This window comes from Mycobacterium sp. E183 (genome assembly GCF_001667735.1).
Classification (GTDB): Bacteria; Actinomycetota; Actinomycetes; order Mycobacteriales; family Mycobacteriaceae; genus Mycobacterium.
Window position 1 is genome coordinate 14,251 of record NZ_LZJN01000076.1, and the last position, 13,839, is coordinate 28,089.

General features: G+C 69.2%; 11 protein-coding genes and 1 pseudogene. 7 read left to right on the forward strand and 5 right to left on the reverse strand.

Annotation, left to right across the window (positions count from 1 at the left end; translation table 11 throughout):
* Positions 1-44: 44 nt before the first annotated feature.
* Genes A5691_RS07155 through A5691_RS07170 form a run of 4 tightly spaced genes read right to left on the reverse strand, consistent with a single transcriptional unit; the run spans position 45 to position 5,881 of the window.
* Positions 45-2,417: a cation-translocating P-type ATPase gene (locus tag A5691_RS07155; RefSeq protein WP_067747471.1), complete on the reverse strand. Its 2,373-nt coding sequence runs from the start codon at positions 2,415-2,417 to the stop codon at positions 45-47.
* Complete coding sequence (locus A5691_RS07160; RefSeq protein ID WP_067747469.1) at positions 2,414-3,991, reverse strand: serine hydrolase; 1,578 nt, start codon at positions 3,989-3,991, stop codon at positions 2,414-2,416. The genes A5691_RS07155 and A5691_RS07160 overlap by 4 nt, the downstream gene beginning before the upstream one ends.
* Positions 3,992-4,031: 40 nt before the next feature.
* Positions 4,032-5,144: an MBL fold metallo-hydrolase gene (locus A5691_RS07165; protein ID WP_156669852.1), complete on the reverse strand. Its 1,113-nt coding sequence runs from the start codon at positions 5,142-5,144 to the stop codon at positions 4,032-4,034.
* Between the two features lie 5 nt (positions 5,145-5,149).
* The gene (locus tag A5691_RS07170; RefSeq protein ID WP_067747467.1) at positions 5,150-5,881 is read right to left on the reverse strand and encodes an enoyl-CoA hydratase; all 732 of its coding nucleotides are present in this window, start codon (positions 5,879-5,881) and stop codon (positions 5,150-5,152) included.
* 27 nt (positions 5,882-5,908) lie between these two features.
* Here A5691_RS07170 and A5691_RS07175 point away from each other — a divergent pair, with 27 nt between their 5' ends.
* Positions 5,909-7,381, forward strand: coding sequence for a carboxyl transferase domain-containing protein (locus A5691_RS07175; RefSeq protein WP_068017186.1), 1,473 nt, complete (start codon positions 5,909-5,911; stop codon positions 7,379-7,381).
* A 79-nt stretch (positions 7,382-7,460) separates the two neighbouring features.
* Here A5691_RS07175 and A5691_RS07180 read toward each other — a convergent pair whose 3' ends face one another.
* On the reverse strand, positions 7,461-8,012 hold the full coding sequence (locus A5691_RS07180; protein ID WP_067888918.1) for a TetR/AcrR family transcriptional regulator: 552 nt from the start codon (positions 8,010-8,012) through the stop codon (positions 7,461-7,463).
* Positions 8,013-8,116: 104 nt separating this feature from the next.
* On the opposite strand from A5691_RS07180, the gene A5691_RS07185 reads away from it, so the two are divergent.
* The 6 genes and pseudogenes from A5691_RS07185 to A5691_RS07210 form a co-directional block, all read left to right on the forward strand.
* On the forward strand, positions 8,117-9,256 hold the full coding sequence (locus A5691_RS07185) for an NAD(P)/FAD-dependent oxidoreductase (protein WP_067888915.1): 1,140 nt from the start codon (positions 8,117-8,119) through the stop codon (positions 9,254-9,256).
* A gap of 198 nt (positions 9,257-9,454) precedes the next feature.
* Entirely contained in the window at positions 9,455-10,165 is a 711-nt protein-coding gene (gene prrA / locus A5691_RS07190; protein ID WP_007168707.1) for a two-component system response regulator PrrA, read from the forward strand.
* Between the two features lie 14 nt (positions 10,166-10,179).
* The gene (locus A5691_RS07195; protein ID WP_067747459.1) at positions 10,180-11,520 is read left to right on the forward strand and encodes a HAMP domain-containing sensor histidine kinase; all 1,341 of its coding nucleotides are present in this window, start codon (positions 10,180-10,182) and stop codon (positions 11,518-11,520) included.
* A 115-nt stretch (positions 11,521-11,635) separates the two neighbouring features.
* Entirely contained in the window at positions 11,636-11,899 is a 264-nt protein-coding gene (locus A5691_RS07200) for a DUF2630 family protein (RefSeq protein WP_067747509.1), read from the forward strand.
* On the forward strand, positions 11,896-13,458 hold the full coding sequence (locus A5691_RS07205) for an NAD(P)/FAD-dependent oxidoreductase (protein WP_067785346.1): 1,563 nt from the start codon (positions 11,896-11,898) through the stop codon (positions 13,456-13,458). The genes A5691_RS07200 and A5691_RS07205 overlap by 4 nt, the downstream gene beginning before the upstream one ends.
* 8 nt (positions 13,459-13,466) lie before the next feature.
* A pseudogene (locus tag A5691_RS07210) lies at positions 13,467-13,760 on the forward strand (citrate/2-methylcitrate synthase); the annotation flags it as partial.
* Between the last annotated feature and the right edge of the window lie 79 nt (positions 13,761-13,839).

A 13,839-nucleotide genomic window follows, 5' to 3' on the forward strand; every position in this document is an offset into this window, starting at 1 on the left:
CCGCCGCAAATCCTACTAACCCTGCGGGCCCGTGCTCCGGGTGGTCAGCGCCACATCCGCGGCTGCACGCCCAGCATCCGCGCCCGGATCCACCACATCGCCTCGACGGCGGCGGCGCCCAGCACACCGATACCCACGGCGGTCGAGGTCACCACCACGTCGGATGGATCGAGCAGAAACGCCTTGCGGGCCAGCGGGATGCTGAAGATCACGACGTAGGCCAGGGCCGAGGCGATCACCAGCGCGACCCGCCACCACTGGTAGGGGCGAGCGACCACCGCGAGCACCCACAGCGCCGTCATCAGCAACGTGATCAGGGCCGCGGTGGACGCCTGCTCCTGTTGCTGAAAGGTCGCGTGCCGACCGTGGTAGGCCAGCAGGTAGGAAGCGAAGGTCGCGGTCCCGACGATCAGCCCGGACGGCAGCGCCGAGCTCAGCACCCGCCGGACGAAGCCCGGATAGGCGCGTTCGTTGTTGGGGGCGAGCGAGAGGATGAACGACGGGATTCCGATGGTGAACCACGCCGCGATCGTCACGTGAATCGGCTGGAACGGGTACAACAAGGGGTCCGCTTTGATCACCTTGGCGAACAGGCATTCGATGCCGACCAGCAGCGCCAGCAGCACCGAGTAGACGGTCTTGGTCAAGAACAGGTTGGCCACGCGCTCGATGTTGCCGATCACCCGTCGGCCCTCGGCGACGACGTACGGCAGGGTGGCGAATCTGTTGTCCAGCAACACGATTTGTGCGACGGCCCGCGACGCCGGGCTGCCGGCGCCCATCGCGACGCCGATGTCGGCATCCTTGAGGGCCAGCACGTCGTTGACGCCGTCTCCGGTCATCGCGACGGTATGCCCGTGCGATTGCAGTGCGTGCACAATCGACCGCTTCTGGTCGGGCCGCACCCGGCCGAACGTGGTGTAAGCATCCAGCGCGTCGGCCAGTTGCGCGGGTTCGGACGGCAGCCGGCGCGCGTCCATCGTCTCGCCGCGCAATCCGAGTTTGTCGGCTACGGCCCCCACGGACACCGCGTTGTCGCCGGAGATCACCTTCACCGAAACACCCTGCTCGGCAAAGTAATCCAACGTCTCCGCGGCGTCCGGGCGGACCCTTTGCTCCAGAACCACCAGCGCGACGGGGGTGACGCGGCCCGGTGCGTCCGGGTGGTCGACGGTCACATCGCCGGTTCCGACCAGCAGCACCCGCAACCCCTGCGCGCCGATGCGCTCGGCCCGCTCGGCCGCTTCCGACGCCGGATCGAGCAGCACGTCCGGCGCCCCGATCACCCAATTGCCGCGGTCGCCGTAGGACACCCCGCTCCACTTGGTGGCCGACTTGAACGGGGCGGTCGCCGTGACGGTCCAGTCGGGCGGCCGCTGATAGGTCTCCGCGATCGCCTGCATGCTGGCGTTGGGGCGCGGGTCGGCGGCGGCCAGCGTCGCCAGCGCCTCCTCGACGTTGTTCCGTTGCACCGCTTCGAGTTCCTCGACCCCCGCGACGCGCATGCCGTTTTCGGTCAGGGTGCCGGTCTTGTCCGCGCAGACCACATCAACCCGGGCGAGCCCCTCGATGGCGGGCAACTCCTGCACCAGGCACCGGCGCTGGCCGAGCCGGACGACCCCGACGGCGAACGCGACCGATGTCAGCAAGACCAGCCCCTCGGGCACCATCGGCACCAGCGCACCCACTGTCCGCAGCACCGACTGCCGCCAGCCCGCGTGGGTGGTGAAGAACTGGGTGTAAATCGTCAGCAGGCCGGCAGGCACCAACAGGTAGGTGATGAACTGCAGGATCCGGTTGATGCCGTTGCGCAGTTCGGATTTGACCAAGGTGAACTTGCTGGCCTCCTCGGCGAGCTTGGCCGCGTAGGCCTCCGGCCCGACCTTGGTGGCGCGGTAGGCGCCCGACCCGGCGACGACGAAGCTGCCCGACATCACGGCGTCGCCCGTGGCCTTGCCGATCGGGTCGGCCTCACCGGTCAGCAGCGACTCGTCGATCTCCAGGTTCGTCTCCTCGACGATCTCGCCGTCGACGACGACTTGGTCGCCGGGTCCGAGTTCGATGATGTCATCGAGGACCACCTGTGCGGGCGGCAGAGTCCTCGTCCCGGATTCCCTGCGCACCAATGGTTTCGCCTGCCCCACGATCGCCAGCGCATCCAGTGTCTGCTTGGCCCGGATTTCCTGCACCATGCCGACGACGCTGTTGGCGACGATGAGCAGGCCGAACATCCCGTTGATCAGCGAGCCCGTCGCCAGCACGATCAGCAGCAGCACGCCCAGGATCGCGTTGATCCGGGTGAAGACGTTGGCCCGCACGATGTCCGGGATGCTGCGGGTGGCGCGTTCGCGGACAGCGTTGCTCTTGCCATCGGCGACCCGCTGCGCCACCTCGGCATCGGTCAATCCGGGGATCATCGGGTGAACGTCCCAAGCTTGTCGGAGTCGTAGTACTCCAAATTGAGGGTGTTTCCGGAGAACACGGCCTTGGAAACCGTTCCGGGCGGGGCATTTTCGTCGGTCAGACCGAAGGTGAAGGTGTCGCCGTCCCAGTGCGTCAGGGGGACCGCCCGGTTCTTCGGTCCCATCGTCAGTTGCAGCGCCCCGTCCCGTTCGGTGACGACGGCCGGGCCCCAGTAGTCGTTGGCGTACACGCCGGCGTATTGGCCGAGCGGCCTGGCCGGGGCGGGGTTCGCCGGCGGCTGCTTGCCGACCAGCGAGCCCTCCGGGTTGTTCAGCCAGCCGATCGCCTTGTTGTAGAGAGCGCCCCAGTCCTCGCGGATCTGGCCATACTCAACGAGGTCCATGAATTGGGCGGTCAGCGTTTCCGGGATGCCGTAGGGCGCACCGTTGGTCAGCGCGACGATGGCCAGGTCCTCCGAGGGCAGCACCACGAAGTTGGTCGCCGCGCCGAGATCGAAGGCGCCCGAATGGCTGTATTCGGTGCGCCCCGACGAATCGACCGACGCGTTGAAGCCGTATCCGTAGAACCCGGTGCGCGCCCCGGGGGTCTTCGCGGGTGTCGAAACCATCCGCGGACTGATCGCCGGCAGTAAGGCTTCCGCCGAGGTGATCCGCTGGCCGTTGTAAGTTCCGTTGCCCAGCAACATCATCAGCCAGCGCGCCATGTCGTTCACCGACGAACTCACGCCGCCCGCCGGCGACTGCGCGTCCGGGTCGCGCTGGAATCGGGGCTCCCATCTGCCGTCGATCTTGATGTGGTTCACAGCGCGGTTGGGCCGGGCGAGGAAGTCGGCGAACCGGGAACTCGTCGAGGTCATTCCCAGCGGCCGGTACAGCTCCTGGTCCGACAGGTCCTCCCACGACTTGCCCGCCGCGGTGGCCACCGCCTCGGCCGCCGCCGTCACCCCGTAGTTGGTGTAGGCGTAACTGGCCCGAAATGGGGCCAGCGGCAGGAACTTCAGCCGCTCGAGGGTCTGCCGCCGGTCATAACCCAGGTCTTCGAGTTTGTCACCGGCGTGGTCGGGCAGCCCGGAACGATGCGAATAGAGGTCGGCGACGGTCACGTGGCTGGTGACGTAGGGATCGCTGAGCGTGAACCACGGCAGCTTGGACACGACCGGCGTGTCCCAGGCGACCACGTTCTCACTGACCTCGTGCGCGACCACCGTCGAGCCGACCGATTTGGATACCGACGCCAACTGGAAGACGGTGTCCGCGTCCACCCTGTTGCCTCGACCCTGCCCCTTGCTGGCGTCCTTGATGCCGAAGCCCTTGGCGTACAGAACTTTTCCACCGTGAACGACAGCCACCGCCATGCCCGGGACGCCGGTGCTCTTCATCAGGTCGCCGACCAGGCCGTCGACCTTCGCGACGGCGTCGTCGATGCGGCCAGCGGGGATCGCAACGCCGGACACCTCGTTGGGGGGTGCGTCAGAGAGCGCGGGCGGGCTGGAAGCCGGTTGCGCGGGCCCGCATCCGGTCATGGCGAGCAGCACCGTGACAGCGGCCGCGGCCGCGCGTTTCGTCATGGCGGAACTTTAGCGTGGGGAGGTTGCCGGGCCTCAGAATTCAGAGCCGCCACCAGGGATTCGATTTCACCGGCGATGTGGGATCGATGCGCTGGCCCGGAGCGGGCACCGCGACATTGACCCGTTCCGGTTCCGCGGCGGAGAGCAGTCGCTCCACCGGCTCGGCCCACGGGTGGGGGGCCAGCCGGAAGGTGCCCCAGTGGATCGGCACGAGCAGCCCGGCCTCGGTGAGGTCCAGGTGCGCCCGGACCGCCTCCTCGGGGTTCATGTGGACGTCCGGCCACGCGCTGTTGTAGGCCCCGATGGGCAGCAGGGTCAGGTCGAACGGCCCGTGCTCTTCGCCGATGCGCGTGAAGCTCTCGGTGTAGCCGGTGTCTCCGCCGAAATAGGCGCGATGATTCGGGCCGGCGAAGGCCCATGACGCCCACAGCGTGGTGTTGCGGTCCAGGAAGCGTCCCGAAAAGTGCCGCGCCGGCAGGCAAGTCACGATGAGCTCGTCGACCTTGGCGCTCTGATGCCAGTCGAGTTCGACGATGCGGTGCTCGGGGATCCCCCAAGCACGCAGGTGGGCGCCGACGCCGAGGGGGACGAAGAAGGGTGCCCGCTGCGTGCGGGCCAGCGCCAACACCGTGTCGATGTCGAGGTGGTCGTAATGGTCATGGCTGATCACGACGGCATCGACGGCAGGCAGCCCTTCCAGTTGCACCGGGGGCGGATGCAGCCGCTGCGGCCCGACGATGTCCGACGGTGAGCACCGGTCGCTCCACACCGGGTCGGTGAGCACCCGGTAGCCGTCGATCTCCAACAGGGCCGTCGAGTGGCCGAACCAGCTGACGGCGAGCCGCCTGGGATCACCGTCGAAGAGCGCCGGCGCGGCCAACGGGATCGGCGAAGCGGGCCGGCCCACGCTGCGATTGCCGATCAGCTCCCAGACGACGAGCCGCAGTTCCTCGCGATCCATTACGAAGTTCGAGGCGGGGTCGAGGTTGAGGAATACGCCGTCGCGGTAGTTCGGTGACCCCTCGGCCACGGCCCGGATCGCGGCGGGGTGCGCACCCAGGGCCGCCGGTGCGCCGTGCAGCGCCCGCACCACCCAGCCGCCGGCCGCCAGCGACGCCGTGCCCGCGGCCAGCCGCAGCGCCCCCCGCAGCATGAGGGTCAGGCTCCCGTGAACTTGGGCGGTCGCTTCTCGATGCGGGCCATCTGGGCTTCGACGACGTCCTGGCTCCCCCACGCCTTGTCGAAGAGCTCCTTGTGCACCGGCAACGAATCGTCCATGGCGCCGTCATCGTTGAGCACCCGCTTGGCGTGCTGGATCGCCAGCGGCGCCAGGCCGGCGATCTCGGCGCCCCACGCCTGGGCGTCGGCCACTGTCCCGATGCGGTTGGCCAATCCACACTGCAGCGCAACTTCGGGCGTCAGCTTTTCTGCGGTCAGCAGCATCGCACTGGCCCGCCCGTGACCGACCAGCGAGGACAGCCGACGGATGCTCCAGTTATCCAGCGCCAGGCCATATTTCGAGGTCGGAAATTGAAAGAATGCCTCCGGTGCGACGACCCGCAGATCGCATCGCATCGCCAGCTGCAGGCCCGCGCCGATGGCCGGACCGTTGATGGCGCCGATCACCGGGATCAGCGTGGCATCCATCAACTTGTGCAGCTCGATGAGCCGGTCGGGGTAGTCGGCGGCGAACGCATCGCCACTCAGGTCCGCACCGGCGCAGAACGCCGTGCCCTGCCCGGTCAGCACGATGGCCCGAACGGTGCCGTCGCTGGCCTTCTGGAAAGTTTCCCGCAGCTCCTCGACGAGTTCGGAATTCAGGGCGTTGCGGCGCTCGGGCCGCTGCAGCTCGATGGTCAGCACGGCCTCGGCCTGGGTAACACCGATCATGGCAGCCACCCTATATAGCCTCGTGTCGTGAGTCGTATCACGGCTGCTCAGCTGCGCGACGCGGTGCTCGACGACGGTTCCTTCGTCCGCTGGGACAGCGAGCCGCTCGCCGTGCCGGTCAGCGAGGCGTATTCGCGGGAATTGGCCGACGCGCGGGCGGCCACCGGCCTGGACGAATCGGTGCTGACCGGCGAGGGCCGCATCTTCGGGCGCCGAGTGGCGGTCGTGGTGTGCGAGTTCGGTTTCCTGGGCGGCTCGATCGGGGTGGCCGCGGCCGAGCGGATCACCACCGCGGTGCAGCGCGCGACCGCCGAGGGCCTGCCGTTGCTGGCCTCGCCGAGCTCCGGCGGCACCCGCATGCAGGAAGGCACGGTCGCCTTTCTGCAGATGGTGAAGATCGCCGCCGCGGTGCGCCTGCACAAGCAGGCGCACCTGCCCTACCTGGTCTACCTGCGCAATCCGACCACCGGCGGGGTGTTCGCGTCGTGGGGTTCGCTGGGTCACGTCACGGTCGCCGAGCCGGGAGCCCTGATCGGCTTTCTCGGCCCCCGGGTGTACCAGCTGCTCTATGGCGAGCCCTTCCCCGAGGGCGTCCAGACGGCGGAAAACCTGCACCGCCACGGCGTGATCGACGGTGTCGTCGCGGTCGACGAGCTCCGCGGGATGCTCGACCGCGCGCTGACCGTCATCGCCGACCCGGCCGAGCCCCTACCGGCGGCGCCGCCGCCCGAATCGATCCCCGACGTGCCGGCGTGGGACTCCGTGGTGGCGTCCCGCCGCCCCGACCGTCCGGGCGTCGGGCTGCTGTTACACCACGGCGCCACCGATCTGGTGCTGCTGTCGGGAACCGGGCGGGGGGAAGCGGCGACGACCCTGTTGGCCCTGGCCCGCTTCGCCGGACAGCCCGCGGTGGTTCTGGGACAGCAGCGCGTGACGGGCGGGATGGTGGGCCCCGCGTCGCTGCGGGAGGCCCGGCGCGGCATGGCCCTGGCGGCCGAGCTGCGCCTGCCGCTGGTGTTGGTGATCGACACCGCGGGGCCCGCGCTGTCGGCCGACGCCGAACAGGGCGGGCTGGCCGGCCAGATCGCCCAGTGCCTGGCCGAGCTGGTCACGCTCGACACCCCGACTGTGTCGGTGCTGCTCGGCCAGGGCAGCGGTGGGCCGGCGCTGGCCATGGTGCCCGCCGATCGGGTGCTGGCGGCGCTGCACGGCTGGCTGGCGCCCCTGCCGCCGGAGGGCGCCAGCGCGATCGTCTTCCGCGACACCGATCACGCCGCGGAACTGGCCGCCGCGCAAGGCATTCGGTCGCTCGATCTGCTGGTGTCGGGCATTGTCGACGCCGTGGTGCCGGAGCATCCCGATGCCGCCGATGAACCGGTCGAGTTCTGCCAGCGACTCTCGCACGCCATCGCCGCCGCGGTGCACGGGCTGCGCGCGCTACCGGCAACCGAGCGGCTGGCCGCTCGGTTGCGGCGTTACCGCCGAATCGGCTTGCCCTGAGATCGCGCCCAGCGACTCGCGACACATAAACCACGCACGCGACACGCCGGAAGACGTCGCCGCGGTTTAACTCTCCCGATCACCCCTCCGGCAGTCCGAGGTAGCGCTGAATGGTCGGGCCGAGCCAGTCGACGATCTCGTCGCGGCTCATCTGGACGACCGGAGGTAGCCGTAACACGAAGCGGCACAATGCCATACCGAGGATTTGGGTCGCGATCAGCCCGGCCCGCACGCCGGAGTCTCGGGGCGGGACGAAGGCCTCCACCAGTGGCCGGATCTGGGCACCGAAGATCTCGTGCATACGTTGCGCCGCTTCGCCATTGGTGGTGCTGGATCGCAGCAGGATCACCAGCGCCTCGTCGCCTTCCCAGCGTTCGAGGAAGTGCCGAACCAGCGACCGCCCGACCTGGGCCGGGTCGGTACTCGTGAAGTCGGGGAACCGCAGGTCGAACTCGGCCGCGGCGGCGAACAGCTTGTCCTTGCTGCCGTAGTAACGCATGACCATCGCGGGATCGATGCCCGCGTCGGCGGCGATGGCCCGAATCGTCGCGCCCTGAAAGCCCACCGCGCCGAAGCGCTCGCGGGCCGCCGCCAGGATCACCGCCTTCGTCTCGTCCGCTGACCGTCTCATGTCAACAATTGTAGGCCAACAACTGTTGACATAGCCCCGCCGGCGCGCCAGCATGGGGTTATGCCAACAAGCGTTGACTAACTCACGAGGGAGAGGAGCCGACCATGAACGACACCGATGTCCTGGTGGTAGGCGCCGGTCCGACCGGCCTGACACTCGCTGCCGCGCTACTCAGCCGCGGAATTCGGGTGACCGTGGTGGACAAGCTGGCCTCGGGCGCCAACACGTCCCGCGCCGCGGCCGTCAACGCCCGCACCCTGGAAGTGCTCGAAGAGCTCGACGTCACCCGGCGGATGGTCAAGGCCGGGGTGATCGCACCGCGATTCACCATGCGACAGGGCCGGCGCGTCTTGATCCCCGTCGATTTCAGCGAGCTGCCGACCGAACACCCGTACACCCTGATGCTTTCCCAGGCCGACACCGAGCGGCTGCTGCTCGAGCGGCTGCACGAACTCGGCGGCGACGTGGTCCGGCCCAAGACGTTGCGCGGCATCACCCAGGATGCCGACGGCGTCACGGCGACGTTCGACGACGGCGACACGATCAGGGCCCGCTACGCCGTCGGCGCGGACGGTATGAACAGCACTGTTCGCACGCAAGCCGGAATCGGCTTCACCGGTGGCGAATTCGCGGAGTCTTTTACGCTCGCTGACGTACGAGTGACCGGCAAAGCGCCCGGCAACGAGGTGATCCTGTTCTACGCCAAAGACGGCCTGACGGTTCTGGCGCCGCTGCCCGGTGGCATCTTCCGCGTCGTCGCCCCGACCGCCGATGCGCCGCAACAGCCTTCGGCGAAGTTTGTCCAGGCACTCCTGGACACTCGCGGATTCGGGCCGGGCCAAACGGTCGTGACCGAGCTGGTGTGGGGATCGCGGTTCCACATCCATCACCGCGTCGCCGACAGCTACCGGGCCGGCCGGCTGTTGCTGGCCGGTGACGCGGCCCACGTGCACAGCCCCGCGGGGGGTCAGGGGATGAACCTGGGGATCACCGACGCGGTGGCGCTGGCCGGGGCTCTCGCCGAGGTCCTGGGGGGCGGCCCGGACGCCGCGCTGGACGCGTACAGCGCCGCCCAGCGCCGACGCGCGGAGCGGGTCCTGAAACTGACCGGACGCCTGACGCGGGTGGCGACGCTGCCGCGCCCGTTGCGGCCGCTCCGCAACATCGGAATGCGCCTGGCCGCAGGGGTTCCGGCGGTCCGACGGCGGCTGGCGCTGCGGCTGAGCGGCCTCGCGACCCAGTGATCGCTGGGCCAGACGAGGTAGGCGATCCATGATCCCGACTCGGATCCGAACACCCGGCTAACGAATGTCCAATTCCGCCAAAGAGTTTGGCGCGGTCACGCCGATACCAGCACGCGATTTCGGCGCAGCGTCGAAAACGTAACCTTTTAGGCAACGGTGGCCCATCCAGGGCACCGCCCCGCGCGACAATCAGGCAAGATGGGCGGCATGGACACTGGTGGGACTTCGCCTCGCGTCTTGGTCGTCGACGACGACTCCGATGTGCTCGCCTCGCTGGAACGCGGCCTGCGGCTGTCCGGATTCGAGGTGTCGACCGCGGTCGACGGCGCCGAAGCCTTGCGCAGCGCCACCGAGACCCGGCCCGACGCGATCGTGCTCGACATCAACATGCCCGTGCTGGACGGCGTCAGCGTCGTCACGGCGCTCCGGGCCATGGACAACGACGTGCCGGTCTGCGTGCTGTCCGCCCGCAGTTCGGTCGACGACCGGGTCGCCGGGCTGGAGGCCGGCGCCGACGACTACTTGGTCAAACCGTTCGTGTTGGCCGAGCTCGTCGCGCGGGTGAAGGCGCTGCTGCGCCGACGCGGCGCGACCGCAACCTCCTCCTCGGAGACCATCACCGTGGGCCCGCTGGAAGTGGACATTCCCGGCCGGCGGGCCCGGGTCAACGGCGTCGACGTCGACCTGACCAAGCGGGAATTCGACCTGCTGGCCGTGCTGGCCGAGCACAAGACCGCGGTGCTGTCCCGCGCGCAGCTGTTGGAGCTGGTGTGGGGTTACGACTTCGCCGCCGACACCAACGTCGTCGACGTGTTCATCGGCTATCTGCGCCGCAAGCTCGAGGCCAACGGCGGTCCCCGGCTGCTGCACACCGTCCGCGGCGTAGGGTTCGTCCTGCGCATGCAGTAACCAGGCGAGCGGCCATGAATTTTCTGTCCCGGATCCTGACCCGTACGCCATCGCTACGCGCCCGCGTTGTGGTCGCGACGGTCATCGGCGCAGCGATTCCCGTGCTCATCGTCGGCGTCGTCGTCTGGGTGGGCATCACCAACGACCGCAAGGAACGGCTGGACCGCCGCCTCGACGAGGCCGCGGGCTTCGCCATCCCCTCCCTGCCGCGCGGCCTCGACGAAATCCCGCGCTCCCCCTACAACAACGACGCCATCATGACCATCCGCCGCGGTGACCTGGTCAAGTCGAATTCCAACGTGACGCTGCCCAAACTGGACGTCGACTACGCCGACGCGTACGTCAACGGCGTGCGGTACCGGGTGCGCACGGTGACGATTCCGGCGCCCGAACCGACCTCGCTGGCCGTGGGCGCGACGTACGACGCGACTCTCGCCGAGACCAACAACCTGCACCGTCGGGTGCTGCTGATCTGCGGCTTCGCCATCGGCGCGGCCGCCGTGTTCGCGTGGCTGCTGGCCGCGTTCGCCGTGCGCCCGTTCAAACAGCTCGCCCAGCAGACCCGGTCGATCGACGCGGGCGACGAGGCGCCGCGGGTGGAGGTGCACGGCGCCACCGAGGCCGTCGAGATCGCCGAAGCCATGCGCGGCATGCTGCAGCGCATCTGGAACGAGCAGAACCGGACCAAGGAGGCACTGGCGTCGGCCCGCGACTTCGCCGCCGTGTCCTCACACGAGCTGCGCACCCCGCTGACCGCGATGCGCACCAACCTCGAGGTGCTGTCCACGCTGGATATGACCGACGACCAACGCAAGGAGGTGCTGAGCGACGTCATCCGCACCCAGTCGCGCATCGAAGCCACCTTGAGCGCCCTCGAGCGGCTGGCCCAGGGCGAACTGTCGACCTCCGACGACCATGTGCCCGTCGACATCACCGAGCTGCTCGACCGCGCCGCCCACGACGCGATGCGCATCTACCCCGACCTCGACGTGTCACTGGTCCCGTCGCCGACGTGCATCATCGTCGGCTTGCCGGCCGGGTTGCGCCTCGCGGTGGACAACGCCATCGCCAACGCCGTCAAACATGGCGGCGCGACCCGTGTCCAGCTGTCGGCGGTCAGCTCCCGCGCCGGCGTCGAGATCGCGGTCGACGACAACGGCAGCGGCGTGCCCGAAGACGAACGCGACGTCGTGTTCGAGCGGTTCTCCCGCGGGTCGACCGCCTCGCATTCGGGCTCGGGCCTGGGGCTGGCGCTGGTGGCCCAGCAAGCCCACCTGCACCGCGGGACGGCGGCGCTGGAGAGCAGCCCGCTGGGCGGCGCCCGGCTGGTGCTGCGGCTCCCCGGCCCCAGCTAGCGCGACTTTGTCGAAGGCACAAGGCTTTTGACTCGATCCCCCGGCCGCATGTACGCGCGGCCCGTGATGGGTGACCTACCGGGACGACCCCCGCCGGGTCGGGCACACTGGAGCGATGGCCAACGGCAACAAACCGACCGACAACGAAACCCTGGCACACATCCGCGACCTGGTCGCCGAGGAGAAGGCCCTGCGGGCGCAGCTGCAACAGCGCGACATCTCCGAATCGGAGGAGCATGATCGCCTGCGGCGGCTCGAGGTCGAGCTGGACCAGTGTTGGGACCTGCTGCGGCAGCGTCGCGCTCTGCGCGACAGCGGCGGTGACCCCCACGAGGCCGAGGTGCGTCCGCCCGACGAGGTCGAGGGCTACCTGAACTGAGCCACGCCGCAGATGTCGACGCCGTCGTCATAGGGGGCGGCCATAACGGCCTGGTGGCCGCGGCGTATCTGGCCCGGGCGGGCCTTCGGGTGCGGGTGCTGGAGCGGCTCGGACACACCGGCGGAGCGGCCGTCTCGGCGCAGGCGTTCGACGGGGTGGGTGTGCGGCTGTCGCGGTATTCCTATCTGGTCAGCCTGTTGCCGCCCCGCATCGTCGACGATCTGGGCGCCGGGGTGCGGCTGGCGCGGCGGCGGTACTCCTCCTACACGCCCGACCCGGCGACCGATGGCCGCCGTGGGTTGTTGATCGGCGCGGGCGGTGACACGTTCGCCGCGATCGGCGCCGGCCCCGACGAGCACGGGTTCGCCGCCTTCTACGACAGCTGCCGACTGGTGACCCAGCGGCTCTGGCCGACGCTGCTGGAACCGCTGCTCACCCGCGAGCAGGCCCGCCGGCGAGTCGCCGAAGGCACCGAAGCGGCGGCCGCGTGGCACGCGTTGATCGACGAGCCGATCGGGCGTGCCATCACCGCGGCCGTCGGCAACGACGTCGTCCGCGGCGTCATCGCGACCGACGCCCTGATCGGAACGTTCGCTCGCCTCGACGACCCGGCGCTGACCCAGAACGTCTGCTTCCTGTATCACGTGCTGGGCGGCGGGACCGGCGACTGGGACGTCCCGGTCGGCGGGATGGGCGCGCTGACCGGGGCCCTGGCGGCCGCCGCGGTGCGTCATGGTGCCGAAATCACCACCGGCGCCGAGGTTTACGCCGTCGAACCGGACGGTCTGGTGCGTTACCGGGCCCGCGATGCGGAGCACGTCATCCGGGCCCGGTTCGTGCTCGCGGGCGTCACACCGGCGGTACTGGCCGGCCTGCTCGGTGAACGACCGCCGACCCCCGCCCAGGGCGCGCAGGTCAAGGTCAACATGGTGCTGCGCCGGCTGCCGCGGTTGCGTGACGACGCGGTCACGGCCGAACAGGCCTTCGCCGGCACGTTTCACGTCAACGAAGCCTGGACCCAATTGGATACGGCATGCGCGCGGGCAGCCGCCGGGCATGTCCCGGATCCGTTGCCCTGCGAGGCATATTGTCATTCGCTGACCGACCCGAGCATCCTGTCGGTCGACCTGCGCGAGGCGGGCGCTCACACGATGACGGTGTTCGGGCTGCACACCCCGCACTCGCTGTTCGACGGCACCTACTCCGGGGCGCTGCGTGACCGGCTGACCGAGTCGGTGCTGTCGTCGCTGAATTCCGTTCTGGCCGAACCCATTCAGGAAGTGCTGCTGCCCGATGCGCACGGACGCCCCTGCATCGAGACGACGACCACCCTCGACCTGCACCGCACGCTGCGCATGACGGCCGGCAACATCTTCCATGGCGGACTGGCGTGGCCATTCGCGGACGACGACGACCCGCTGGACACGCCGGCGCGGCAATGGGGGGTGGCCACCGCGCACGAGCGGATCATGCTGTGCGGCTCGGGCGCCCGCCGCGGCGGTGCCGTGTCGGGCATCGGCGGGCACAACGCCGCCATGGCGGTGCTCGCCTCGCTGTGACTACCTGAGGCGGCGACCCGCTGCTGGACATCGCCAAGGAATTGGAAGAGGCGGCGCTGACCGACGACTACTTCGTCGAGCGCAAGCTTTACCCGAACGTCGACTTCTACACCGGCTTGATCTACCGGGCCCTGGGCTTCCCGGTCCGGATGTTCACGGTGCTGTTCGCGTTGGGCCGGTTGCCCGGCTGGATCGCGCACTGGCGTGAGATGCACGACGAGGGTGACAGCAAGATCGGCCGCCCGCGCCAGATCTACACCGGCTACACCGAGCGCGACTACAAGACCATCGACGCGCGGTAGTGGCGGGTCGCCGCCTCAGGTAGTCACAGCGAGGCGAGCACCGCCATGGCGGCGTTGTGCCCGCCGATGCCCGACACGG